The 22,821-nt window shown below is 59.2% G+C and carries 23 protein-coding genes; 7 read left to right on the top strand and 16 right to left on the bottom strand.

Annotated elements, in window-relative coordinates:
• Nucleotides 1-151: 151 nt before the first annotated feature.
• Nucleotides 152-334: a DUF6026 family protein gene (locus OK411_RS15270; protein WP_016774671.1), complete on the bottom strand. Its 183-nt coding sequence runs from the start codon at nt 332-334 to the stop codon at nt 152-154.
• 275 nt (nt 335-609) lie between these two features.
• Between OK411_RS15270 and gnd the strand changes: the two genes are divergently transcribed.
• From gnd to OK411_RS15255, 3 genes are read left to right on the top strand one after another with little or no spacing between them, the layout of a single operon-like run.
• Nucleotides 610-1,590, top strand: coding sequence for a phosphogluconate dehydrogenase (NAD(+)-dependent, decarboxylating) (gene gnd / locus OK411_RS15265; RefSeq protein WP_016774672.1), 981 nt, complete (start codon nt 610-612; stop codon nt 1,588-1,590).
• Nucleotides 1,587-3,110: a glucose-6-phosphate dehydrogenase gene (zwf, locus tag OK411_RS15260; protein ID WP_217878169.1), complete on the top strand. Its 1,524-nt coding sequence runs from the start codon at nt 1,587-1,589 to the stop codon at nt 3,108-3,110. Before gnd ends, zwf begins: the two co-directional genes overlap by 4 nt.
• Nucleotides 3,107-3,928 carry an HAD family hydrolase gene (locus tag OK411_RS15255; RefSeq protein WP_264365281.1) on the top strand — a complete coding sequence of 274 codons (822 nt, stop codon included), beginning with the start codon at nt 3,107-3,109 and terminating at the stop codon, nt 3,926-3,928. The genes zwf and OK411_RS15255 overlap by 4 nt, the downstream gene beginning before the upstream one ends.
• A gap of 123 nt (nt 3,929-4,051) precedes the next feature.
• Here OK411_RS15255 and nhaB read toward each other — a convergent pair whose 3' ends face one another.
• The 4 genes from nhaB to OK411_RS15235 form a co-directional block, all read right to left on the bottom strand.
• Nucleotides 4,052-5,554 (bottom strand): sodium/proton antiporter NhaB, encoded by a 1,503-nt coding sequence (gene nhaB / locus OK411_RS15250; RefSeq protein WP_264365280.1) that lies wholly within the window; start codon nt 5,552-5,554, stop codon nt 4,052-4,054.
• 187 nt (nt 5,555-5,741) lie between these two features.
• A complete protein-coding gene (locus OK411_RS15245) occupies nt 5,742-6,668 on the bottom strand; it encodes a hypothetical protein (protein WP_217878165.1) in 927 nt (308 codons plus the stop codon).
• Between the two features lie 142 nt (nt 6,669-6,810).
• Nucleotides 6,811-8,100 carry a hypothetical protein gene (locus tag OK411_RS15240; RefSeq protein ID WP_264365279.1) on the bottom strand — a complete coding sequence of 430 codons (1,290 nt, stop codon included), beginning with the start codon at nt 8,098-8,100 and terminating at the stop codon, nt 6,811-6,813.
• A 264-nt stretch (nt 8,101-8,364) separates the two neighbouring features.
• Complete coding sequence (locus tag OK411_RS15235; RefSeq protein WP_016774677.1) at nt 8,365-8,631, bottom strand: hypothetical protein; 267 nt, start codon at nt 8,629-8,631, stop codon at nt 8,365-8,367.
• Nucleotides 8,632-9,153: 522 nt separating this feature from the next.
• On the opposite strand from OK411_RS15235, the gene OK411_RS15230 reads away from it, so the two are divergent.
• Nucleotides 9,154-10,479: a sigma-54 dependent transcriptional regulator gene (locus tag OK411_RS15230; RefSeq protein WP_016774678.1), complete on the top strand. Its 1,326-nt coding sequence runs from the start codon at nt 9,154-9,156 to the stop codon at nt 10,477-10,479.
• Between the two features lie 90 nt (nt 10,480-10,569).
• On the opposite strand, the gene OK411_RS15225 is transcribed toward OK411_RS15230, so the two are convergent.
• From OK411_RS15225 to OK411_RS15185, 9 genes are all read right to left on the bottom strand, one after another.
• Nucleotides 10,570-11,883 (bottom strand): hypothetical protein, encoded by a 1,314-nt coding sequence (locus OK411_RS15225; protein ID WP_125916227.1) that lies wholly within the window; start codon nt 11,881-11,883, stop codon nt 10,570-10,572.
• A 45-nt stretch (nt 11,884-11,928) separates the two neighbouring features.
• Nucleotides 11,929-12,675, bottom strand: coding sequence for a hypothetical protein (locus OK411_RS15220; protein WP_136493375.1), 747 nt, complete (start codon nt 12,673-12,675; stop codon nt 11,929-11,931).
• Between the two features lie 43 nt (nt 12,676-12,718).
• Entirely contained in the window at nt 12,719-13,399 is a 681-nt protein-coding gene (locus OK411_RS15215) for a C39 family peptidase (protein ID WP_024012915.1), read from the bottom strand.
• Between the two features lie 66 nt (nt 13,400-13,465).
• The gene (locus OK411_RS15210; RefSeq protein WP_217878161.1) at nt 13,466-14,449 is read right to left on the bottom strand and encodes a heme utilization protein; all 984 of its coding nucleotides are present in this window, start codon (nt 14,447-14,449) and stop codon (nt 13,466-13,468) included.
• Between the two features lie 73 nt (nt 14,450-14,522).
• On the bottom strand, nt 14,523-15,095 hold the full coding sequence (locus OK411_RS15205) for an adhesin (RefSeq protein WP_073474513.1): 573 nt from the start codon (nt 15,093-15,095) through the stop codon (nt 14,523-14,525).
• Between the two features lies 1 nt (nt 15,096).
• Nucleotides 15,097-15,546, bottom strand: a complete 450-nt coding sequence (locus OK411_RS15200; protein WP_024012918.1) for a hypothetical protein — start codon at nt 15,544-15,546, stop codon at nt 15,097-15,099.
• A 322-nt stretch (nt 15,547-15,868) separates the two neighbouring features.
• Nucleotides 15,869-16,393 carry an AAA family ATPase gene (locus OK411_RS15195; RefSeq protein ID WP_217878159.1) on the bottom strand — a complete coding sequence of 175 codons (525 nt, stop codon included), beginning with the start codon at nt 16,391-16,393 and terminating at the stop codon, nt 15,869-15,871.
• The gene (gene pnuC / locus OK411_RS15190; RefSeq protein WP_217878157.1) at nt 16,390-16,953 is read right to left on the bottom strand and encodes a nicotinamide riboside transporter PnuC; all 564 of its coding nucleotides are present in this window, start codon (nt 16,951-16,953) and stop codon (nt 16,390-16,392) included. The genes OK411_RS15195 and pnuC overlap by 4 nt, the downstream gene beginning before the upstream one ends.
• Nucleotides 16,954-17,431: 478 nt before the next feature.
• Nucleotides 17,432-19,066, bottom strand: coding sequence for a methyl-accepting chemotaxis protein (locus OK411_RS15185; protein WP_071172404.1), 1,635 nt, complete (start codon nt 19,064-19,066; stop codon nt 17,432-17,434).
• 304 nt (nt 19,067-19,370) lie between these two features.
• On the opposite strand from OK411_RS15185, the gene OK411_RS15180 reads away from it, so the two are divergent.
• Nucleotides 19,371-20,201, top strand: a complete 831-nt coding sequence (locus OK411_RS15180; RefSeq protein WP_264365278.1) for an undecaprenyl-diphosphate phosphatase — start codon at nt 19,371-19,373, stop codon at nt 20,199-20,201.
• Nucleotides 20,198-20,626 (top strand): DUF1294 domain-containing protein, encoded by a 429-nt coding sequence (locus OK411_RS15175; protein ID WP_122692611.1) that lies wholly within the window; start codon nt 20,198-20,200, stop codon nt 20,624-20,626. The genes OK411_RS15180 and OK411_RS15175 overlap by 4 nt, the downstream gene beginning before the upstream one ends.
• A gap of 119 nt (nt 20,627-20,745) precedes the next feature.
• On the opposite strand, the gene OK411_RS15170 is transcribed toward OK411_RS15175, so the two are convergent.
• On the bottom strand, nt 20,746-21,105 hold the full coding sequence (locus OK411_RS15170; RefSeq protein ID WP_110600661.1) for an MmcQ/YjbR family DNA-binding protein: 360 nt from the start codon (nt 21,103-21,105) through the stop codon (nt 20,746-20,748).
• The gene (locus OK411_RS15165) at nt 21,102-22,010 is read right to left on the bottom strand and encodes a LysR substrate-binding domain-containing protein (RefSeq protein ID WP_071172406.1); all 909 of its coding nucleotides are present in this window, start codon (nt 22,008-22,010) and stop codon (nt 21,102-21,104) included. Before OK411_RS15165 ends, OK411_RS15170 begins: the two co-directional genes overlap by 4 nt.
• A gap of 126 nt (nt 22,011-22,136) precedes the next feature.
• On the opposite strand from OK411_RS15165, the gene OK411_RS15160 reads away from it, so the two are divergent.
• Complete coding sequence (locus OK411_RS15160) at nt 22,137-22,748, top strand: FMN-dependent NADH-azoreductase (protein ID WP_122611302.1); 612 nt, start codon at nt 22,137-22,139, stop codon at nt 22,746-22,748.
• The last annotated feature ends 73 nt before the right edge of the window (nt 22,749-22,821 follow it).

Raw genomic sequence — 22,821 nt, 5'->3', positions numbered from 1 at the left:
AGAGGCCGTGCGCGCAGGCACGGCCAGAATGGGGCGGAGTATCCCCAAGGGCTTGTGAAAGATTTGTTAAGCGCCGCTGTTGGTGTGTATCAAGCGGTCAGAGGTGCAACGTGTCGGGAACGACGGGGGCCGTTCCCGAAGCAGGCGGGGATCAGGCGTGGGGTGCGCGCTGCACAACCGGACGCGGTTGCGGCTGCGAGCCCTGGGTCAATGCGCGCAATTGCGCCAATTCGTGCTTCAACTGGTCGCGCTCGTCTTTCAACTGGCGCAATTCATCGCGACGGATCGTAACGTAGAGGGTTTGTGGCGGCATTGCTGTGTGTACTGTGCCCATTGCTCACCTCGCAAATGGCGTGCATCAACTGTAAGTCACTCCTCGTTTTGAGGCGCTTGACTTACTATCGGCGCCAATTTTGATTTCTTTTGCCCTGGAAGGGAACTTTTTTATTTTTCATGGTCGGTGTGTCTTCGGCAGGATTCGGGGCGTTATCACTCTGGATCGGGCACAATGCCCGGAAACTTCATCGCAACGCTCTGGACTAACCTCCATCAGTCGCGTTGGGCTATAACCAATGACACACATTTATTTGTAGTAAGGAGCATCAGCACATGCAACTCGGGATTATTGGACTGGGCCGCATGGGCGGCAATATTGCGCGACGTCTGATGCTCAACGGGCACACCACCGTTGTTTACGACCGCAATACCGCTTTCATCGATAACCTGGTCGCCGAGGGCTCCACCGGCGTCGCCGACTTGCCAGCACTGGTTGCCGGCCTCGACAAGCCGCGCGCGGTCTGGGTCATGCTGCCGGCGGGCGCACCGACCGAAGACACCATCAACACCCTGAGCGAACTGCTTGAGCCCGGCGATACGATCATCGACGGCGGCAACACCAACTACAAGGACGACATTCGTCGCGCCAAGACGCTGAACGAGAAGGGCCTGCACTACATCGACGTCGGCACCTCCGGCGGCGTCTGGGGCCTGGAACGCGGCTATTGCATGATGATTGGCGGCGACGCCGAGACGGTCAAACGTCTGGATCCGCTGTTCGCCGCACTGGCGCCGGGCATGGGCGACATCCCGCGTACCAAGGACCGCAAGTCCGATGATCACCGTGCCGAGCACGGCTACATCCACGCCGGTCCCGCCGGTGCCGGGCACTTCGTGAAGATGATCCACAACGGCATCGAGTACGGCATGATGGCCGCGTTCGCCGAGGGCTTCGACATCCTCAAGACCAAATCCAGCGAACGCCTGCCGGAAGATCAGCGATTTGATCTGAACGTGGCCGATATCGCGGAAGTCTGGCGTCGTGGCAGCGTGGTTTCGTCGTGGCTGCTGGACCTGACTGCCGATGCGCTGGCCAGCGATCCGAAGCTCGACGGTTTCTCCGGTTCCGTGGCTGACAGCGGCGAAGGCCAATGGACCATCGAAGCGGCCATGGAGCAAGCGGTGCCGGTACCGGTGCTGTCCAACTCGCTGTTCTCCCGTTACCGCTCGCGCGGGCAGGGCACCTTCGGTGACAAGATCCTGTCGGCACAACGCTTCGGCTTCGGCGGCCACGTGGAGATTGCCAAGAAATGACCCGTACGATCCGCAGAAAATCCAAGGCAGAACCCGCACCACCGACCACGCTGTTCCTGTTCGGTGCCCACGGCGACCTGGTCAAGCGCTTGCTCATGCCAGCGCTGTACAACCTCAGTCGCGACGGCCTGCTCGACGAGAATCTGCGGATCGTCGGCGTTGATCACAACGCCATTACCGATGAAGCCTTTGCGCAGAAGCTCGAAGACTTCATCCGTACCGAAGTGGCGGCGAAGGTCGGCAAGGGCGATCAGATGCTTGATCCGCTCTTGTGGGCCAAGCTGGCCAAAGGCATCAGCTACGTCCAGGGCGATTTCCTCGACGACAGCACTTATTCCGCCCTGGCGGCGAAAATCGCCGACAGCGGCACCGGCAATGCGGTGTTCTACCTGGCCACCGCGCCGCGTTTCTTCAGTGAAGTGGTGCGCCGTCTCGGCAGCGCCGGTTTGCTTGAAGAAACGCCCGAAGCGTTCAGAAGGGTGGTGATCGAGAAGCCGTTCGGCTCCGATCTGCACACTGCCGAAGCCTTGAACGCCTGCCTGCTCAAGGTCATGAGCGAAAAGCAGATCTACCGGATCGACCATTACCTGGGCAAGGAAACCGTGCAGAACATTCTGGTCAGCCGGTTCTCCAACAGCCTGTTCGAAGCGTTCTGGAACAACCATTACATCGACCACGTGCAGATCACCGCGGCGGAAACCGTCGGTGTGGAAACCCGTGGCAGCTTTTACGAACACACCGGCGCACTGCGCGACATGGTGCCCAATCACCTGTTCCAGTTGCTGGCCATGGTCGCCATGGAACCGCCGGCTGCTTTCGGCGCTGACGCGGTGCGCGGCGAGAAGGCCAAAGTGGTCGGGGCGATTCGTCCTTGGTCGACGGAAGAAGCCCGGGCCAACTCGGTGCGTGGCCAGTACAGCGCCGGCGAGCGCGATGGCCAGCCGTTGAAGGGTTATCGCGAAGAAGCCAACGTGTCGCCCGACAGCACCACGGAAACCTATGTGGCGCTGAAGGTGATGATCGATAACTGGCGCTGGGTCGGCGTGCCGTTCTATCTGCGCACCGGCAAGCGCATGAGCGTGCGCGACACCGAGATCGTCATCTGCTTCAAACCGGCGCCGTACGCACAGTTCCGCGACACCGAAGTCGACGAGTTGCAACCGACTTATCTGCGTATCCAGATCCAGCCAAACGAAGGCATGTGGTTCGACCTGCTGGCCAAGCGCCCGGGGCCGGCGCTGAACATGGCCAATATCGAGCTGGGTTTTGCGTATAAGGATTTCTTCGAGATGCAGCCGTCGACTGGCTACGAAACCTTGATCTACGACTGCCTGACCGGTGATCAGACGCTGTTCCAGCGTGCCGACAACATTGAGAACGGTTGGCGAGCGGTGCAGCCTTTCCTTGATGCCTGGCAGCAGGATGCGAGCGTCGAGACGTATGCGGCCGGCGAAGATGGCCCGCAAGCAGCCGAAGATCTCCTGACTCGCGATGGTCGCGTCTGGCACGGCCTGGGATGAGTGATTTGCCGAAACAACCGATCCGTTTTCTGCTCAGCGACATGGACGGCACCTTGTTGCTGCCTGATCACACGCTGAACCAGCGCACCATCGACGCCGTGCGTTCATTGCGCGAGGCCGGTGTGCTGTTCAGCCTCGCCAGCGGCCGCCCGCCGAAAGCCATGTTGCAGCAGATCGAGGCGCTGGGCGTTGATCTGCCGACAGCGGCGTTCAATGGCGGCACCATCGTCAAACCGGACGGCACACTGTTGGCCGCGCATTATCTGCCGGCCACGACCGCGCTGATTGCTTTGGCGCAGTTTGCCGATCAACCGGAGGTGGAAATCTGGGTGTTCAGTGGCGGCGACTGGCTGCTCAAGGACCCGCACGGGCCGATGGTCCCTCGTGAGCAGAGCGGCCTCGGCTATCCGCCGGTGGTGGTCGAGAGTTTCGAGCCGTATCTGGAGCGCATCGACAAGATCGTTGCCACCAGCAATAACACAGAGTTGCTGATTGAGCTGGAGGCGCAGCTGTTGCCCAAGGTCAACGGCATGGCGCAAGTGTCGCGCTCGCAGCCGGTGTATCTGGACGTCACTGCGCTTGAGGCTAACAAAGGCACCGCGCTGACAACGATTGCCGAATACCTCGGCGTGCCGCTCGAGCAAACCGCTGTCATCGGCGACGGCGGCAACGACCCGGCGATGTTCAAATGCGCCGGCTTGTCGATTGCCATGGGACAGGCGGAAGAGGCGGTGAAGCGTCAGGCGGATGTCGTTACAGCGTCGAACACCGAAGACGGCGTGGCTTTGGCGATCGAGCAGTACATCCTCCCGCGCTGACACAACAAAAAACCAATGTGGGAGCGAGCCTGCTCGCGAAGGCGTCGGCACATTCAACACCTTCATTGCCTGACCCAACGCATTCGCGAGCAGGCTCGCTCCCACAGGTTGATTCAGTGTTGCTTAGAGCCAGTAGCTCACCGCATACCAGCCCAGCAGTCCCATCACTACCGTATACGGCACCGCCATCCACACCATGCGCCCGTACGACAACCGCACCAGCGGCGCGATCGCCGAGGTCAGCAGGAACAGAAACGCTGCCTGACCATTCGGTGTCGCCACACTCGGCAGGTTGGTGCCGGTGTTGATCGCAATCGCCAACGTTTCGAAGTGCTCACGAGTCATGTGCCCGGCAAGAAAAGCCTGTTTCACCTCAGTGATGTAAATGGTCGCGACAAACACGTTGTCGCTGATCGCCGAGAGCAGACCATTGGCGATGAACAACATCCCCGGCTGTTGATCCATAGGCAACGCCAAGACCCACTCGATCAGCGGGACGAACAGATGCTGATCGTGAATGACCGCCACCACGGCAAAAAACACCACCAGCAGCGCGGTAAACGGCATGGCGTCCTTGAACGCGCTGCCCAGGCGATGCTCGTCGGTGATGCCGGTAAACGCAGTGATCAACACAATCACCATCAAACCGATCAGGCCGACTTCAGCCAGGTGAAACGCCAGGCAACCAATCAGAATCAGCGCCGCCGCGCCTTGCACCAGCAGCGCCGCCGTCTGACGAGGCGTACGTTTGGCGTTGTCCTCGGCAGCGTAGTTGGCCAACACAGCGCGGACGTTGTCCGGCAGCAGCGTGCCGTATCCGAACCAGCGCAGCTTCTCCAGCAGCACGCAAGTAACCAGACCCGCCACCAGTACCGGCAGCGACACCGGGGCAACTTTCTGGAAGAACTCGCCGAAATGCCAGCCCATCTCATGGCCGATCAACAGGTTCTGCGGCTCACCGACCAAGGTGCAGACGCCACCGAGCGCCGTGCCGACCGCGCCGTGCATCAACAGGCTGCGCAGGAAAGCGCGGAATTGATTCAAGTCCTCATGGTGTCGCGACGGTAAATGCTCATCGTCACCGAATTCGCTGTCCTTGCGTGGATCATTGCCAGACGCGACCCGGTGATACACGGAGTAAAACCCGACAGCCGCACTGATGATCACCGCCGTCACGGTCAACGCATCAAGAAACGCCGAAAGAAATGCCGACAAGAAGCAGAACATCAGCCCCAGAATCGCTTTCGAGCGCACGCCCAACAGCAGCCGCGAGAAGAGAAACAGCAGCAGATCTTTCATGAAGTAGATGCCGGCAACCATGAACATCAGCAGCAGGATCACCGGAAAGTTGTGCAGTAACTCATCGTACAGCGCTTGCGGCGTGGTCATCTTCAACAGCAACGCTTCAATCAACAGCAGGCCGCCGGGCATCAACGGATAACACTTGAGCGCCATGGCCAGGGTGAAGATGAATTCGATCACCAGCAACCAGCCTGCGGCGACCGGGCCGATGGTGAACAGGACCACGGCATTGAGAATGAGAAAACCGACGATGGTCGCCTTGTACCAGCGTGGCGATTGCCCGAGGAAGTTGTGCGCGAACGCCTGGGCGATTGAACCGGACATCGGCTGCTCCTTTTATTTAGAAGCGCGAAAGTTGCCGGATGTTTCAAGGAAGATCAAGGTTTGAGAATGCAATTGCTTGATAACAATCGTGCGCATCCGATCCCTGGCGGTTGCTGTACAGAGGACCCGCGGCGCCGTGACGTCGTGGGTCCCTGATATTGTGGCGCGGATGCAGTGATCTCGGCGCTTAGATTTCTGACGAGGTCACTCTTATAGCCCAAGGCGCAGACAGTCGGCCCGAATCGGATTTACAGCGGAAAGTGTGCACATGGTTTACGGCCAGATCCGTGGTAGTTGCGCTGTAAACACCATGTTCGTCGACGACAAAATCAACAACGTTGTTTTGGTAGTCGACAATCCATCCCGTCTCGCCAGGAATGCCCGTGCCGGTAATGGTGACGGATCTGTCAGTCGTGACGCCCTGATTACCGATTTCCTGAAACCGCTCTTGACCGATCACAAACTTGATCGTCAACGCCGTCGGTTTGATTACCTCAACCTGCCACGAACTTGACTCGTGCCCGTTGGGGTCCCTCGCGACGAAGCGCTGAATACCCGGTTGAAGGCCTGACACATTGGCGCTCCAATGCCCGTCTGAATCGATATTCAGCAGTCGAACCACTGTACTGTTGTTCAATAGTTCAACGATTCGGCCAGGTGTGCCGTAGCCAATGAAGTCCAGTTCGTTACTGAATGTTCTCTGACCGCGGGGGACGAATTGTCCGTCAGGTTCGTATACCGTTTCAATTACCGGCGCGTTCTGCACATCGTCGGAGACTGTGATTATCCATGGAAGCGAAACGGCCCCGGCGGCATTCCTCGCTGTGTACATATGCCGACCCGTTTGCAACTTGGCCAGCGCCACGATGAAGTTGCCTTGGACATCAGCATCTACCACGGCAACGGGGCGCCCCGCATCCGATATATGCACAGGTTCTCCCGCAAGGCCCGAGCCGCTGATCTTCAGCTTGCTGTCATTGCTGATGCCGCCGTTCGGTATGGATTCGCCTTTACCGTTGGTGACCTCGCGTATCACGGGAGCATTGGCTGTCGCGGAGTGGGTCGTAGCATCGGCAGGCGTCAGCGGTGCAGATAACTTCTCTTGATCAGACATTCTGAAATTCCCTTTTTCGGTTGTACACGCAGCCATCTGCGCGCCCCGTTATCTGATGCCCGATGGGAGCGACCGTCTACTGTCAGAAATTACAGGTGCAGCTATATAACCGACGGACGGTAAAGGTCCGCGTGCATGCCGACTATGGATTCAGATAACGCGCAACCATTGCCCGGTAGTTGCCATCCAGTGAATAGCCCCCCACCACGATAGCCCCGTCAGTTTGTACGGCCAGAGAATTGGCTGTATCGAGACTTCGCCCCAGTCGCGTGCGCAACCAACCGTGGCCCTGGCCGAACGCCGGATCGAGGCTGCCGTCAGCTTGATAACGGGCGACCATAAAGTCGGCTTCAACCCCGCCGATGGTCGCGCCTACGGCAACGATGCGGCCGTCGCTCATCAATCGGGCGGCGTTCCATTGGCATCCGCTGGGACCGATGTCCACCACCTGCGGTTGGCCATGATGACAGTGCAGGTCCGGGCGACCGTTGGCGTGCAGGACAAACGTCAGGCAGCGGATTGGATCGCGGCTGCTGCCGAAGCAGTAGAGCCTTTCGGCGGACTCGATGATCTGGCTGACCTGAGCGCTGTTGCCGTGGGCCCTGAACGCCATGAAACCGTCCACGGCAAAACGCTCGTCCAGACGCCCATCGGACTGGTAAACCGCCAGCAGCCCTTGCTGCGGAAAGTCGATGGAACCTGCGACGACAATTCGCCCATCCGCCTTCAACAGCAGGGTGCTCAGCCAGGTGTTGAGCAGCAAGTGGCGAACCATGACAAATCCGCGCCCGTTGAACGATTCGTCGAGGCTTCCATCGGGGCAGAGGCGAATCAGCATCCCGGCGTGGTCGGCGAGGCTGAAATGATGGTTGGCGATCAGCAGAATGCGACCGTCTTCCTGCACCGCAAAGTCACAGGCTTCAACACCTGGCACACCCGGCGGCAGCCAGTTGTCGCGGGTGCCCATGGACAGCTCGCCGGGCAGGCGCACGATCTGGAAGCCGTCATTACCGAAAGTTCGATCTGGCTGGCCGTTGGCATCGAACAGGGCGAAGGCGGGGAGGGTGCGATGGGTGTCTTCATAATGCAGGCCGGCCAGCAGAATCTTGCCGTCAGCTAGTACCTGAACCTTGCCGGCCTTGGCTTCGAATCCTTCGACGAAACTGCCGATCACGCTGCCCTGAATACCGAACGACAAATCCGCCGAACCATCACCCAGCAGCCGCGCCAGGCCAAAACGACTTCCCTTCGGCGTACCGACCTTGGCGGCGACCAGAATCCGACCCTGCGCATCGAGCGCGACATGTTGCGTCTGGCTGGACAGGCTACCGCCAAAGTACACCTGCGCAACACCGCCGATGGCGAAGGTCGAGTCGAGCGAACCGGGGTTGTTCCATACCGTGGGCAACGCATAAGTGTTCAGGGTCGACATGCACGCGTCTCCTTGCGAGTAGCCGATATCCCAGTGATTGGGAGGCTGACTGCACGAGCGAAACATTCAATCCCTGAACCGCGAGAAGTACAACTGGACGAATCAACAGAACGACGGTCGCACTGTGCCAGAACAGTGTCTTGCTGAACCAGTCGCAAGCGAGCCAAGCAATTTGGATGAAACAGCGCAGTAATTAATGTGCTTATTCGACTTTGCATACAACAAAGGCGGATGACTTTAACGTCATCCGCCTTTGTTCGATTATCAGTGTGGCATCGACCACGATTGCAACTTGTGGCCGTCTTCGCTCAGTTCGGCGCGGGCCTGCTGCAGCAGTTGTTCGAGTTGCGCCGGGTCAGAGTAGGCGCTGCTCGGGATCTGTTTGCGACCGATGTGGGAGTTGGTGCGGTCGACGACGGTCAGGCTCAGTTCGCCATTGCCGTCTTGTGGCGCCCAGGCCACGCACTGGAAAGGCTTGAACGCGTGGTTGGCAATCAAAAGTGCTTCGTTGATACGCAGCGGGGCAGTCATGGGGTCTTCTCTCTATTGGCGCCCAATCAAGTGATGTGCCGTCGGTTGGGCTTCCCGTGCGGCGGGTTACTTGTACTGATGCACGCAACAGGGGTGTGGGTCACACTTGAAACAAAGAAATTTCAGGTTCTTTACATAACGTAAGTTCGTTTCGTTAATCCTGCACCTGTCCGAACACCGCGCTGAATTCACCCCAACCCCAGCCCTCTCTCCAAGGAGAGGGAGCCGATTTGTGGGCTTTTCAAACTCGAGTTCGGCTTGGTCTTTCAGATCGGCGTACCTCGCTTAAACACCTCGGTCAGTTCCCTCTCCCTTGGGAGGGGGCTAGGTTGAGGGGCCGTTCTTTTACTCACCGCAAATAGTCGATAGCTAACTAACAACCAACTTTCTTATAACTCTTTTAATACAAGCCCTATAAGCAATCGGTACAAGCCCCCGTCAAAATCTTGCTAGTGTTACAACCGGGTCTGCCAAATGACTGTTTTTTCGATCATTTATCAAATTTGGCGCCAAGGAACAGTCATGAGCGAAGCGCCTGCGTCGAGACGTTTACTGGTGGTCGATCCCTGCGACGACTGCCATCGCCTGTTGCCGGGATTGCGCGCCGTCGGTTGGGATGTCGACAGCTGTAATCTGGAGAACGCCGCATCCCGCGCCTGTGACGTCGGCCTGCTGCGCTTGCAGCCTTACCACCTGGAACGTCCAGAAGCGGTCAAAGAACTGATCAGCCGCAGCGGCACCGAATGGATTGCCGTGCTCAATCAGGAAGTCCTGCGTTTACAGAACGTCGGTGACTTCGTTTGTGAATGGTTCTTCGACTTCCACACCTTGCCCTTCGACGTCTCCCGCGTACAGGTCACCCTCGGCCGCGCCTTCGGCATGGCGCGCCTGCGCGGGCAGGGCACGATTCATGTCGATCAACCGGAGCACGAACTGCTCGGCGACAGCAAACCGATCCGCGAACTGCGCAAACTGCTGAGCAAACTCGCCCCGACCGAATCGCCCGTGCTGATTCGCGGCGAAAGTGGCACCGGCAAAGAGCTGGTCGCGCGCACCCTGCATCGACAATCCCAGCGTCACAACAAACCGTTTGTAGCGATCAACTGCGGGGCGATCCCAGAGCATTTGATCCAGTCAGAATTGTTCGGCCACGAGAAAGGCGCGTTCACCGGCGCGCACCAGCGCAAGGTCGGACGCATCGAAGCGGCCAATGGCGGTACGTTGTTTCTCGACGAAATCGGCGACTTGCCGCTGGAACTGCAGGCCAATCTCCTGCGGTTTCTGCAGGAAAAGCACATCGAGCGGGTAGGCGGCAGTCAGCCGATTCCGGTAGACGTTCGCGTTCTGGCCGCAACCCACGTCGACCTGGAAGCGGCAATCGAGAAGAAGCGCTTTCGCGAAGACCTGTATTACCGGCTCAACGTACTGCAAGTGGTGACCGCGCCATTGCGCGAGCGCCACGGTGATCTATCGATGCTGGCCAACCATTTTTCGCACTTCTACAGCCACGAAACCGGGCGGCGGCCACGCAGCTTCAGCGAAGATGCATTGATTGCCATGGGCAAGCATGACTGGCCGGGTAACGTGCGCGAGCTGGCGAACCGGGTACGGCGGGGGCTGGTGTTGGCGGAGGGACGGCAGATCGAGGCAAGGGATTTAGGGTTGATCAGCCAACACTCGATCGCCACGCCGATGGGCACGCTGGAGGATTACAAGACCCGAGCGGAACGGCAGGCGTTGTGTGATGTGTTGAATCGGCATAGTGATAATTTGAGTGTGGCCGCGAAAGTCCTAGGAGTTTCGCGGCCTACTTTTTATCGGTTGTTGCATAAGCATCAGATTCGTTAATTAAAGTGATCGCAGCCTTCGGCGGCTCCTACAGGGATTACTCGAATCCACATGTAGGAGCCGCCGAAGGCTGCGATCTTTTGCTTTTGCTTAGAAGTAATACGGGAATTTCAGGCTGAACGAAAAGTCCGGAGCATCATCGGTCATGCCAATCGAGAGGTTTGGCACGATCGTCAGGTTGTCGGTGGCCGCAATGGTCATGCCGACGTTGAAGTAACCGGCGTTGGCATCACTGGACACCACCGATTCCCAATCGCCGCCGTCCTGTTTCAGCTTGCTTTTGCGTTGCACCAGGTCGGAGACCGAGAACGACATACTCATCTTCTCGTTAAGCGCGAAGGCGATACCGGCGCCGATCTGGAAGCTGTCGCCGATGCGCACTTTGCCCGGGTTTTTCTGATTGACCGTAGAGCTGATGTCGTCGAACGATTCCTCGAGGTTGTGGGTGTAGGAAAGGCTGCCGAACAGCACCGCCGGGTCGAACGTCTTGACCAGCGAGATACCCGGTGTGATCGACCAGACGCCGTTGCCGGTGGGCAGGGTATCGGGGACGAACAGGTTGGAGTTGGCGTCGGTCTGGCGCAGTTTGATGCCGAACGGGTCTTTGCCGGTCGGCGCCTTGACGCGCAAGGTGACGACGGCGTCCGGGGTGTTGACCGATTCGTCGAGGAACTTGTAGGCGATACCGAAGTTGACGTCGCCGATGGTTGGATCCTTGGTCACGGTTTCTTCTGTTGTTACGCCAGCCGCGCCCTCGTTGCCGCCGCCGGATTGATACGTCGACTCGCGATAGATCACCGGCACGTTCAGGTCGAACTGCCAGCGATTGTCGAAGTTGTAGCGGCCGGTGAGGTCCAGGGTCCAGGTGTCGGCCTTGATCCTGTCGAGGTTGATGTTGCCCAGGAAGATCGAATCCAGCGCAAGGAACCCGTTCAGGATCAACTGACGGGTGTCGTAGCGCGAATAGGTCAGGCCGGTTTCCACGCTGAACTTGCCGCCGCCAAAGAAACCACTGGCTTCGTCATACAGGTTGGAAACGCTCTGTGCCGGTTGTGAATCATCGGCCAGCGATTGGCCGTAGGAAGCGCCACTGCCCCCGGCGGCGCCTCCCGATGCAGCGGCCGCACCGGTGCCTGTGGCGGCTCCGGCGACGCGATTGCCTTTCATGTCGGACGGCGATTTGGCCAGCCGTTTTGGCGGTGGGGCGGCGGGTGTTTCTTCTACCTGGCGGACCCGTTGTTCAAGTACCGCCAGCGCTTGTTGTTGTTGTTCGTATCGTTGTCTCAGTTCCAGAAGTTCCCGTTTCAGGGCTTCTACATCGGCGTCGGGTGCTGCTTGCAGCATTGCCGCCGGGAGAAGGGTACTCAAACACACTGCAGCACGCAGTGATACTGATCGATACATGAATAAGCCGTCCCTTTAAGCCCAATGATCGAGACTCAGCGTAGTTCAATATCCGATATTGCGTAGGGCGCCGAGTTGGGTCAGGTTGCAATCCAGTGCACCGGCGCTTCTGCCGTTATTGTTAAGTACGACGTTGAGTTGCGTAAGGTTGTTGACCACGTTGGCGCTGCCCAGCAAACGGGTGTTCTGCAGCAGCCCGCCCTGGGCGACCTGTTGCAGTGCCGTGCCCTGGTTGCCGCTGGCCTGAATGGCCATTTGCACGCCACCGCCATTGGCCGAAACCGCGACACTGCCGGCGCCGTTGCTGCCAGTAATGGTTTGTCCGGCGATGAGGGCCTGGCCCTGCGATGGCACCAGTGCCGGGGCCTGGCTGGCTTCGCTGACGTTGATCGCGACGTTGTTGCTGGCGGTGTTGCCATCGCCGGCGGCGCGTACGCTTTGCGTCACACCCTGGCTGCTATTGAGGCCGGCACCACCGATGACAGTGCCGGTGCCTGATGCGAGAGCGCTGCCATTGCCCGACTCCTTGATGGTCGAGACATAGAATTCCGGTTTGACGGTTGCGGCCTGGATCTGCATCGAGGTCGCGGCCCCGATCAAGTCGCCGCTGGCGTTGCGCCAGGTGCTGCTCATGACAATGCCGAAGCTGATGATCCGCCCCGGCATGACGTAACGACCGCGCAGCTCGGCGAGCTCCTGGTCCTTGATTTCGATGGGTTTGAATCCGGCATGGGCTAAACCTGACGCACTCGCTGCCAGGCAGGCGGCGGCCAGCCAGTATGAGCTTTTCATCTGCTGCTCCCGGGACATCCAGTCCCATTCTCTAACTCGGCGATTAAAAGAAGTCGCTCTGAATGAACCCGAAATCCATCAATTCCGCATCTTTGACCGGGTTGAAACTGTCCAGCGAGTTCTTCGCCGTCAGCGGCACGGGAGGGCTGCGCAAGGCGTTGGCCTTGTCGTAACCGGGGCCGACGATGGCGAAGACAATGCCGTTCCAACCTTTGACAAAGTCGTCGTGCTTGTAGCGTTTGTGGCCGAGAACCGGGTCACCGATGTAGACCCAATCCTTGTCCGAGCGCTGCAGGACGACGAAATGCTTGTAGCCACGAATGTCCATCAGAACCACCACCGGAATCGTCACCGCTTCGAGTTTCTCGGGCGGGATCCGGTAGCCACGGGCACGCATGCCGATGCTTTCTACGTAGCGCTTCATGTCGAGCATGGAGAAACCCTGGGTTCGCACCAGGTCCTGGTCAGCATTGACCAGCATGCCTTTGATGATGTGCTCCTCATCGACGTCGAGCCAATAAGCCTGGCGCAGGACCGTTGCCAGTGCAGCAGCGCCGCAGCTGAAATCGGTTTTCTGTTCAACGATGTCGGCAAACTTGCGCTCACGAATGCTTTGCACGTCCTTGTAGACCAGCACGCCACCCGGCAGGGCAGCGACGGGCATCTGAGCTGCCTGAGTCAGGCCGCACAGACAAAGCAGAGCGAGGAGGGCAGGAGTCCGCATGATCGAGTACGCCTTGTGGAACCTGGGAAAAAAGCCCCGTTGCCGGGGCTTTCGTTTCGATCGCGATTACATGCAGGCTTTGCAACCTGCGGCGATGGACAGCGAGTTGCTTTGTTGGTTGCCCACACCCGCCGAGACGTTGGCTCCGCCGTTGCCGGAGAAGTTGTTCATCGAGTTGGTCATGTTGGCGTTGTTGACGACTGGAGTTTTCCAGCCATCTTTGGTCAACACTTGTTGGGTGGTGACGCCAGCGAGGCCAAAACTACCCACGGCTTCGAACTTGGCTTTCTGATCATCGTTGCCGCCATGGCCGCCGCCACGGTTGCCCCAACCGCCGTGGTTGTCGTCTTCGATGGTCGCGGTGCCTTTGGCTTTGAACGCGCCAGCGGCTGCATAAGTACCGGTGAGGGTGTCGGTTTTGTAAGCCTGCACGCCTTTGTTTTCCACGACCAGGCCAGTCGAGGACTGGTTGGCAGAGGCGGCAGCCTGCGCTACACGACCACCGGATACGGCGATGGCGAGGTTGTTTTTCTGTTGGTTGAAGTTGCCGGCGGTCACGTTGATGCCGATGTTGCCGGAACCGTTGTTGCCAGTATTGGTGAGGTTGGCGTTGTTGAAGGTGGAAGAGTTTTTCACATAGTTGTTGTTGTTCACCTGAGTCGCGCTCGAGGCGGCAACAGCATTGCCGAAGATGAAGCTTTCGTCAGCGGTCGCCAGCGCAGCAGCGTTGTCCTGCTGGTTGCCGTCGCCACCCGCCACGTTGGCACCCATGTTGCCGTTGGAGCCGTTGAGCGAGTCGCTGGCATTGGCGTTGTTCAGGGTGCCCTGGTTTTTCACCACGTTGCCGTCGCTGTTTTGCGCATCGAGTACAGCGGCGCCGGCGCCTGCGGTGATCTGCAGCAGTTGTTCAAGATTCGGACCTTGTGGCTGGCCGTGACCGTTGCCGTGTCCATTGCCATGCCCGTTACCACGACCGTCGGCCTGTGCTGCCATTGCCATCACTGCTGCGAGTGCGAAAACCAGTGGTTTGAGAGCCATTGTAGGTTTCATGGTTGTTTCTCCGTCGTGCTTATTAGTTGGTTAAGTGTTGGGACTTTTCTAATTGCACTGCTTTTTGTTTGGGTCAGTCTGCGACCCGGATGCTCAGGGTGTTAGCCATTCGGTTCCCCACCCCGGCACTCTGGTTCACCTGGATTACCCCGCGGCTGCCGGTGAAGGCCTGATCACTGGTCGTGACCTGGCGACTGCCGATTGCGGTACCAGTTGCTCCTGAGCTCGGTAAAAACGCCACGTTCTGTTGTGAAAGGGCGCTGTCGTCAACGCTCTGCGGGCCGGCACTGATGCTGACGCGCGTGACGTTGGCCATTTGGTTGTTGGCACCGGCGCCCTGGTTCACACCGAGGATGCCGTTGCCATTGCTGAAAGAGTTGCCGCCGATATTGGCGCTCGCGTCGATGGCGCGGCTGGCGGGCGTGTCGATGGTTTGCCTGACGTTGGTGGTGGCATGGGCTTCGGTGCCGATGGCAATCGCCTTGGTGTTGGCTTGTTGCATCTGGTCACCAGCAGCCTGGTTGACGTTGAAGTTGCCGCGATACTGCGCGCCGGAATCCTGAATATTGGCCTTGTTCACTGAAGCCGAATCGGCCATGGCGCTGGTGCAGCCGAGCAGGGCGAGAAGCAGCAGGGTGCGATTCATGTCATTGGCCTCCGGCCATGCGAGTCAGAGGCGCCAGCCCGGTGCTCATCGCCCGGTTGACCGTGTTGGAGATCGACGCCCCGGAGCCGCCGCCGCTACCCGTGCGCATACCGGGCAGGCCGTTCTGGTTGGTCAGGGTGTTCATGCCGGGCAGGTTGGAACTGGGCGTGGTCATGTTGCCGCGAATCGATGAGCCGCTGGCGACACTGGCGAAATCACCGTCAGTCAGTTCGGTACTGCTGAGGGTCTGGTTGATCCGCGCCGAAGGGTTGGCGTTGACCGTGGTTGGATAGGGATCTTTGCCGCCGTTGCGCCCGATCGGGATTGGCTGAACGTCGCGGTTGAGGACGATCACTCCATTGCCTTCGGCCTGGGCGCTGACACTGATCAATGCGCTGGCGGCTGATCCGATCAGCAGGAGGCAGGTCAGGCTTTTATTGAAATTCCCCACGGCTGCAATTCCTTCTTCAGTGGGCTGGGTTATTCAGCGTTGTGAAGGAGAGAGCGAAAGCTGTGCCGGTTTTGAATTGTCTCGTTATTTCAATGGGTTAGGTGTTTTCCAGAAATGCTCAAAGCGGGTACTGTTTCAGCGCTGAGACACATGCATGGGTGCTTGAACGGTGCTTGACGTTGGAAAGCTCTGGAACAAGGGTTTGCGCCGATGTGTTTCATCGGCGTAACAGGCGACGTGACGGAGAGATGAACAGCGTTTGGACGGGGGCTTTGCGCGGTGAGGAGTGTTTCAAAAACGGACAGTTTCGTCCCAAGGCGGCTCAGCTGGACAGCAGAAGCTCGACCGACGCAAAGGCTTGGGCGTGCCGTTCGGCCCAATTGCCCTCGATAACTTGCAATGGCTGTTGATGCTCAATCAACCAGGCGCGCGTGGCTTCGAAAAATGCCATGCGATCCGCAAGATCCGGTTGGCAGCGTTGACCGTCTTCGGCCCAGTCGACCTGTTGCGGCGATAGCAGCAGGTGCAGGTCGTAATGGCGCGTGAGCAATTCGCTTTGCAGCCAGGTCGGGCAGTCGCCGAACAGGGTCTGGCTCCAGAGGATGTTGCTTAGCAGATGGGTGTCGAGAATCAGCAGTTCGGGTTGTTTCGCCCGTGCCTGATCTTCCCATTGCAACTGGCCCCTGGCGATATCAGGAATATCCGCGAGGCAAGTGTCGCGTGGGTTGTCTTCGATGAACCGACGAACATATTCATCAACGCGCACGCCGCCGAAACGCTGCTCAAGGCCTGCCGCCAGCCAGCTCTTGCCGGTGGATTCCGGGCCGGTGAGAACAACGACTTTCATGTGCGCAACGCCGGATCGGCACGCCATTCCCGCCAGCCTTGCACGGCGAGCAGGGTAAACAGCGCATACAGGCCGGCAGTCAGATAGAGGCCTTTATAGATGAACAGGCCGACAAAGATCACATCGAGGACGAACCACAGCGCCCAGCATTGCAGGCGTTTTTGCGCCATCCACAGTTGCGCCACCAGACTGAAACCGGTGAGCGCGGCATCGAGCCACGGCTGTGCGGCGTCGGTCCAGTGCGCCATCGCCGCGCCCAGCGACAGGCTGCCGATCGCCCCGACGCTGAGGCCTAGCAGAATCGAGCGTGCATCGAGGCGGGTAACCTGGCGACCGTCATGCATCGTCCCGGCGCGGGTCCATTGCCACCAGCCGTAGATTTGCAGCGCGGCATAGATCACTTGCAGCAACATGTCCGAATACAGCTTCACCTCAAAGAAGATCCAGCTGTAGAGCAACACCATGACCAGCCCGATCGGCCAGCACCACGGATTCTGCTTGACCGTCAGCCACACGGCGATGACACCGAGGGCAGCGGCAAACAGTTCAAGCCCGGACATGGCGGATCCTTGGGGGAGTTGAGAAGGGGGCGGATTGTACTGCATTAGTCAGGTCAAAAGCCCCTCACCCTAACCCTCTCCCGGAGGGAGAGGGAACTGACCGCGTTGTTTGGTCGAGGTACGCCGACCTGGAATATCGCGTCGAACGCAGATCATGAAACGCCCAGTGATCTGCGATCAAAAGCCCCTCGCCCTAACCCTCTCCCGGAGGGAGAGGGAACTGACCGCGTTGTTTGGTCGAGGTACGCCGACCTGGAATATCGCGTCGAACGCAGATCATGAAACGCCCAGTGATCTGCGATCAAAAGCCCCTCACCCTAACCCTCTCCCGGAGGGAGAGGGAACTGACCGCGTTGTTTGGTCGAGGTACGCTGACCTGGAACATCGCGTCGAACGCAGATCATGAAAAGCGCAGTGATCTGCTCCCTCTCCTCGGGGAGAGGGCTGGGGTGAGGGGTGGGCTCACCTCGGTGACCGGTCAGACCCGGAACTGGCGCAGCAACCCGTTGAGCTGTTCGCTCAGTTGCCCAAGCCGCAGACTGGCTGCACTCGACTGTTCAGCCGCCAACGCGGTGCTATGGGAAAGCCCGGCCGCCTGGGTCACGTTCTGGTTGATGTCCTCAACCACCTGCGCCTGTTGCAAGGTAGCGCTGGCAATCGACGCATTCAGGCCGTTGAGATTACGCAACGCCTGGCCAATGGCATTAAGGCTCGCCCCGGCCAGTCCCGCCTGTTCGATGGTCAATTGCGAGGCCTTGCTGCTGTCGCCGATCACCTTCACCGCAGCCTCCGAATGATTCTGCAAACGCTCGATCATCGACTGAATCTCCGCCGTTGATTTCTGCGTACGCTGGGCCAGCAAGCGCACCTCATCGGCCACCACGGCGAACCCGCGACCCTGTTCACCCGCACGCGCCGCTTCAATCGCCGCGTTCAAGGCCAGCAGATTGGTCTGCTCGGCAATCGAGCGAATCACTTCCAGCACGCTGCCAATCTGCGTGCTCTCCGCCGCCAGGGTGCGGATCACTTCAACCGCCTGATCGATCGTGCCGGAGAGCTTGTCGATCTGTTGCAGGCTACCGTCAATGTTGATCTGCCCCTGTTGCGCCTGCGCTTCGGCATCACGCATTTCGGCGGCGGCGTGTTCGGCGTTTTTCGCCACGTCCTGCACGCCGTAGGTAACTTCGTTGATTGCCGTGGCGACCAGTTCCATCTGCTGCGATTGCTGCTGACTGCGCTGCTGCGCTTGCGAGGCATCGTTGCCCAGCTCGCTGGAAGACTGGCCCAAAGCGCTGGCAGACACCTGCAGATCACCGATCACTCGGCGCAATTTGGCGGTGAAGGCATTGAAGTGATGGGCCAGTTCAGTGACCTCATCCTTGCCGTGGGTATCGAGGCTGCGGGTCAGGTCGCTTTCGCCGCTGGCGATGTTCGCCATGGCATTCACGGTCTCCTGCAACGGACGGACGATGCTGCGTGCGATCAGGATCACCAGCAGCGCCATGATCAGCGCAATCGCCAGGCCGATCGCCGACGCCTTGATCATTTGTCCTTGGAATTCTGCCTGCACATCGTCGACGTAAACGCCGGAACCAATCACCCAGCCCCACGGCTCAAACAGCTTCACATACGAGGTCTTGGCAACGGGATCAGTCGCCCCCGGTTTCGGCCAGCGATAATTGACCATGCCCGCGCCTTTGGCCTTGGCGATGGCGACCATCTCGTTGAACACCGCAAAGCCGTCCGGGTCGCGGATCGCCGAAAGATTCTGGCCTTCGAGCTTGGGATTGGTCGGGTGCATGACCATCACGGGCGTGAGGTCGTTGATCCAGAAGTAGTCGCTCTGGTCATAGCGCAGGCCACGGATCGCGGTCAGCGCCTGTTTTTGCGCCGCGTCCCTGGTCAGGGTGCCGGCGGTTTCCAGGCCGTGGTAATAAGTCAGCAGGCCACTGGCGGTCTGCACCACGTGCTGGGTTTTCTGCGCCTTGGCGTGGTAGAGGTCGTCGTGGATCTGCTTGAGCATCAGCACGCCCAAGGTCAGCAACATGACCACCGCCACGATCAAGATGAGCCACAAGCGTCGGCTGATCGACACACTGCGCAAGCTGTTCATAACGCTGTCACTCCGGATTCTTGTTCTTGTAATAAACGATCGCCAGCATCCAGCCACCGCTGTGGGCTTGCGATTGTGCGACTTGAGCCGCCTAACGCGGGGAGCGCTATTAAGGCTTGTCTGTTAGGATTTCGGCCCCGCGCGCGAAAACCTGAATCCGGTTTTGATATTTCACGGAATTTTTACCGTTTCGTGTGGATCCTGTGCGCGCGCAATCGCTACAGCTTTTACCGGCTACGCTGGACGCAGTGAACGAAAAAATACTATCGGGGCATGCCCGCGCGCATCGCTCTCTGGGGGATTGATGGATCTTTGGACCGCCTTGCAGGCACTGATTCTAGGAGTTGTAGAAGGGCTGACGGAGTTTTTGCCCATTTCGAGTACCGGACACCAGATCATTGTCGCCGACTTGCTGAACTTCGGCGGCGAACGGGCCATGGCGTTCAATATCATCATCCAACTCGGCGCGATCCTCGCGGTGGTCTGGGAATTTCGCCGCAAGATTCTCGACGTGGTGATCGGCCTGCCGACCCAGCCGAGCGCCCGGCGTTTCACCGCCAACCTGCTGATCGCTTTCCTGCCAGCGGTGGTGCTCGGCGTAATTTTTGCCGATCTGATCCACGAATACCTGTTCAACCCGATCACCGTGGCGGCAGCGCTGGTCATCGGCGGCATCATCATGCTGTGGGCCGAACAGCGCCAGCATGAAGTGCATGCCGAAACCGTCGACGAAATCCGCTGGACCGACGCCTTGAAAATCGGCTTCGCGCAATGCCTGGCGATGATTCCCGGCACCTCGCGTTCTGGCTCGACGATTATTGGCGGCTTGCTGTTCGGTCTGTCACGCAAGACCGCCACCGAGTTCTCGTTTTTCCTCGCCATGCCAACCATGGTCGGTGCGGCAGTGTATTCGGGCTACAAATACCGCGATCTGTTTGTGCCGGCGGATTTACCGGTGTTCGCCATTGGTTTTGTCACGGCGTTCATCTTCGCCATGATTGCTGTGCGCGGCCTGCTCAAGTTCATTGGCAGCCACAGCTACGCAGCCTTTGCCTGGTACCGGATTGCGTTCGGCCTGTTCATTCTGGCCACCTGGCAGTTCGGCTGGGTGGACTGGTCGGCGGCCAAGGCATGAACGATTCCCGCACGCGCCGCCCTGAGGGGCGACCTTTAGGCGGGCGCGTTCAGCATCTGAAATTGAAGCTTGCGGTGTTGCTGATCGTCTGCGCGCTGCCGCTGTTCGGCTCGCTGTCGATGTGGCTCAGCGGCATCTCGCGGGTGCCGCTGGCGGCGTACGGGATTGTCAGTGTGCTGGCGTTCTTTCTGTACTGGGCCGACAAACGCAAGGCCCGCGCCGATGCCTGGCGCACTCCGGAAAACATCCTGCATGCGGTAGAACTGGCGGGCGGCTGGCCGGGTGCTTTGATCGCGCAGCAGGTATTCCGGCACAAGACGCGCAAGGTGTCGTTTCAGATTCTGTTCTGGGCGATCGTGCTGTTGCATCAGGTGTTCTGGATTGACCAGATTTTTCTCGGATCGAACTTGCTGTCGCTGATTTAACGTCCACCGAAAATCCCCTGTGGGAGCGAGCCTGCTCGCGAAAGCAATCTCATCCTCGCTGATGAGTCGCCTGACAAACCGCCTTCGCGAGCAGGCTCGCTCCCACAGGATTTGCGTGCTTACAAAAGCAGGCCGATTTGGGTTTTCTTAGGCAACTTGCTCACCACCAGTTGATGCGATCGCTGCAACAAACCCTGCAATTCCTCGGCACTCAGCGGGTAGGGCGGGTGCATGATGATCCACTGCGCCCGTGCCAGATACGGCGCTGGATGAATCCCCGGGCGGTCGCAATGGCCGAGAAACAGGTCCTTGTCGACCTTGAACGCCAGCGAATCACCACGTAATCCCTGCAAGGCAAACATCTTGTTGCCGGCAATCGAGAACACCCGCACGCCGCCCCATTTGTAATCTTCCCGGGCGCCGGGCAGGGCCAGACAAAACTCGGCGACCTCGGCTTCGCTCATTCTTCCTTGTTTCATAGAAATCTATCCCCGCAGGCATTGAACGATTCGACCAAGTGATCGATCCATGCGCGCACCGCCGGCATTACCCCGCGCCGGTGCGGATACACCGCTTGCAACCAGCCGCCGGGCAATGACCATTCCGGCAGCACCTGCACCAGCGTGCCGTTACGCAATTCGGTTTCGCAGAACATCATCGGCAGCACGGTAAAACCCTGACCGGCCAGGACGCAGGCCTTGCGCACCACGAAGTCATCAATGCCCAGCCGCGCTTCCATGCTCAGATCGACGCTCTTGCCTTGCTGATCGAGCAGACGCACATGCACCATGCGATCGGCTTCCAGCGCGCCGAGCACCGGCAAGGTTTTAAGGTCCTGCGGATGATTGATGGTCTTGCCTTGCATGAACGCCGGGCTGGCGATCACCACCGCCTGGGCCTGACGCAAGCGGCGGGTGACCAGCAACGGGTCTTCATCGCCGTGATCGCGCACACGCAAAGCAACATCGATGCCTTCGGTGACCAGATCGACCCGGCGATTGAGCAGCACGACCTCCAGCTGCACCTGCGGAAACTTGCCGAGAAAGTCGCTGATCACCGTCGGCAGCATTTCATGGGCAAGCCCGGTCGGGCACGACACCCGCAAGCGCCCGCGCGGTTCGCTGGACATGCTCGCCACCGCTTCGTCAGCCATTTCCGCTTCCAGCAACATCGCCTGACAGTGGCGCAAATAGCGTTCGCCAACGGCGGTGAGATTCAGTTGGCGGGTGGTGCGTTGCAGCAGACGTGCGCCAAGGCGCTCTTCCAGTTCGGCAATTCTTCTTGAAAGCCGTGACTTGGGAATGCCGAGCAGGCGCCCGGCGGCTGCGAATCCACCGGCTTCGACCACTTTGGCAAAATAGTAGAGATCGTTGAGGTCCTGCATGCGCGTTTCCAGTCGTTCTATCAATGGGACGAACTATCGCATTGTCGGCGACTAATCAGCTATTGGTTTGTTGCGTAGGATTGTCTCCATTCCGTCGCCGCCGGCGATTCTTTCAGGAGAACCCACATGAAACTGTTGCACATCGATTCGAGCATTCTCGGCGACAACTCGGCTTCTCGTCAGTTGAGCCGTCAAGTCGTCGACGCCTGGCAAGCTGCCGAGCCGAGCGCCGTAGTCACCTACCGCGACCTGGCCGCCGATGCGATCAGCCACTTCTCGTCGACCACGCTGGTTGCCGCCGGCACCACCGCCGAACTGCGCGACGCTGCGCAACAGCACGAAGCCGAGCTGAGCGCTTCGACCCTGGCCGAATTCATCGCTGCCGACGCCGTGGTGATTGCCGCGCCGATGTACAACTTCACTGTTCCAACCCAGCTTAAAGCGTGGATCGACCGCGTTGCCGTCGCCGGCCAGACGTTCCGCTACACCGAAGCCGGCCCTGAAGGCCTCTGCGGCGGCAAGAAAGTGGTGATTGTGTCGACCTCTGGCGGCATCCATGCCGGTCAGGCCAGCGGCATCGCTCATGAAGAATATCTGAAGCTGGTACTGGGCTTCCTCGGCATCACCGATATCGAAATCGTCCGCGCTGAAGGTCTGGCCTATGGCGAAGAAGTGCGCAACAACGCCATGAGCGCTGCGCAAGCGAAGATCAACGAGCAACTGTTCGCCGCCGCATAAGGCCTGCGTAAAGAACAGCTGATGTTCAGGTAATCCCCGAAAAACTCTGTATTCTGGTTCCGCAAGGGCCGAA

Origin of the sequence: Pseudomonas sp. RG1 (genome assembly GCF_025910115.1) — a bacterium.
In the GTDB taxonomy this organism is placed as follows: domain Bacteria; phylum Pseudomonadota; class Gammaproteobacteria; order Pseudomonadales; family Pseudomonadaceae; genus Aquipseudomonas; species Aquipseudomonas atacamensis.
This window is presented reverse-complemented; position numbering and strand designations above follow the sequence as displayed.

Bases quoted from the DNA above. Each gene is read 5' to 3' on its own strand.
- OK411_RS15170 (WP_110600661.1), bottom strand. From the start codon at position 21,105: ATGAAACAAGGAAGAATGAGCGAAGCCGAGGTCGCCGAGTTTTGTCTG.
- OK411_RS15165 (WP_071172406.1), bottom strand. From the start codon at position 22,010: ATGCAGGACCTCAACGATCTCTACTATTTTGCCAAAGTGGTCGAAGCC.
- OK411_RS15270 (WP_016774671.1), bottom strand. From the start codon at position 334: ATGGGCACAGTACACACAGCAATGCCGCCACAAACCCTCTACGTTACG.
- OK411_RS15245 (WP_217878165.1), bottom strand. From the start codon at position 6,668: ATGTCTGATCAAGAGAAGTTATCTGCACCGCTGACGCCTGCCGATGCT.
- OK411_RS15255 (WP_264365281.1), top strand. From the start codon at position 3,107: ATGAGTGATTTGCCGAAACAACCGATCCGTTTTCTGCTCAGCGACATG.
- nhaB (WP_264365280.1), bottom strand. From the start codon at position 5,554: ATGTCCGGTTCAATCGCCCAGGCGTTCGCGCACAACTTCCTCGGGCAA.
- OK411_RS15240 (WP_264365279.1), bottom strand. From the start codon at position 8,100: ATGTCGACCCTGAACACTTATGCGTTGCCCACGGTATGGAACAACCCC.
- gnd (WP_016774672.1), top strand. From the start codon at position 610: ATGCAACTCGGGATTATTGGACTGGGCCGCATGGGCGGCAATATTGCG.
- OK411_RS15195 (WP_217878159.1), bottom strand. From the start codon at position 16,393: ATGAAAGTCGTTGTTCTCACCGGCCCGGAATCCACCGGCAAGAGCTGG.
- OK411_RS15180 (WP_264365278.1), top strand. From the start codon at position 19,371: ATGGATCTTTGGACCGCCTTGCAGGCACTGATTCTAGGAGTTGTAGAA.
- OK411_RS15185 (WP_071172404.1), bottom strand. From the start codon at position 19,066: ATGAACAGCTTGCGCAGTGTGTCGATCAGCCGACGCTTGTGGCTCATC.
- OK411_RS15230 (WP_016774678.1), top strand. From the start codon at position 9,154: ATGAGCGAAGCGCCTGCGTCGAGACGTTTACTGGTGGTCGATCCCTGC.
- OK411_RS15175 (WP_122692611.1), top strand. From the start codon at position 20,198: ATGAACGATTCCCGCACGCGCCGCCCTGAGGGGCGACCTTTAGGCGGG.
- pnuC (WP_217878157.1), bottom strand. From the start codon at position 16,953: ATGTCCGGGCTTGAACTGTTTGCCGCTGCCCTCGGTGTCATCGCCGTG.
- OK411_RS15220 (WP_136493375.1), bottom strand. From the start codon at position 12,675: ATGAAAAGCTCATACTGGCTGGCCGCCGCCTGCCTGGCAGCGAGTGCG.
- zwf (WP_217878169.1), top strand. From the start codon at position 1,587: ATGACCCGTACGATCCGCAGAAAATCCAAGGCAGAACCCGCACCACCG.
- OK411_RS15160 (WP_122611302.1), top strand. From the start codon at position 22,137: ATGAAACTGTTGCACATCGATTCGAGCATTCTCGGCGACAACTCGGCT.
- OK411_RS15215 (WP_024012915.1), bottom strand. From the start codon at position 13,399: ATGCGGACTCCTGCCCTCCTCGCTCTGCTTTGTCTGTGCGGCCTGACT.
- OK411_RS15205 (WP_073474513.1), bottom strand. From the start codon at position 15,095: ATGAATCGCACCCTGCTGCTTCTCGCCCTGCTCGGCTGCACCAGCGCC.
- OK411_RS15210 (WP_217878161.1), bottom strand. From the start codon at position 14,449: ATGAAACCTACAATGGCTCTCAAACCACTGGTTTTCGCACTCGCAGCA.
- OK411_RS15225 (WP_125916227.1), bottom strand. From the start codon at position 11,883: ATGTATCGATCAGTATCACTGCGTGCTGCAGTGTGTTTGAGTACCCTT.
- OK411_RS15235 (WP_016774677.1), bottom strand. From the start codon at position 8,631: ATGACTGCCCCGCTGCGTATCAACGAAGCACTTTTGATTGCCAACCAC.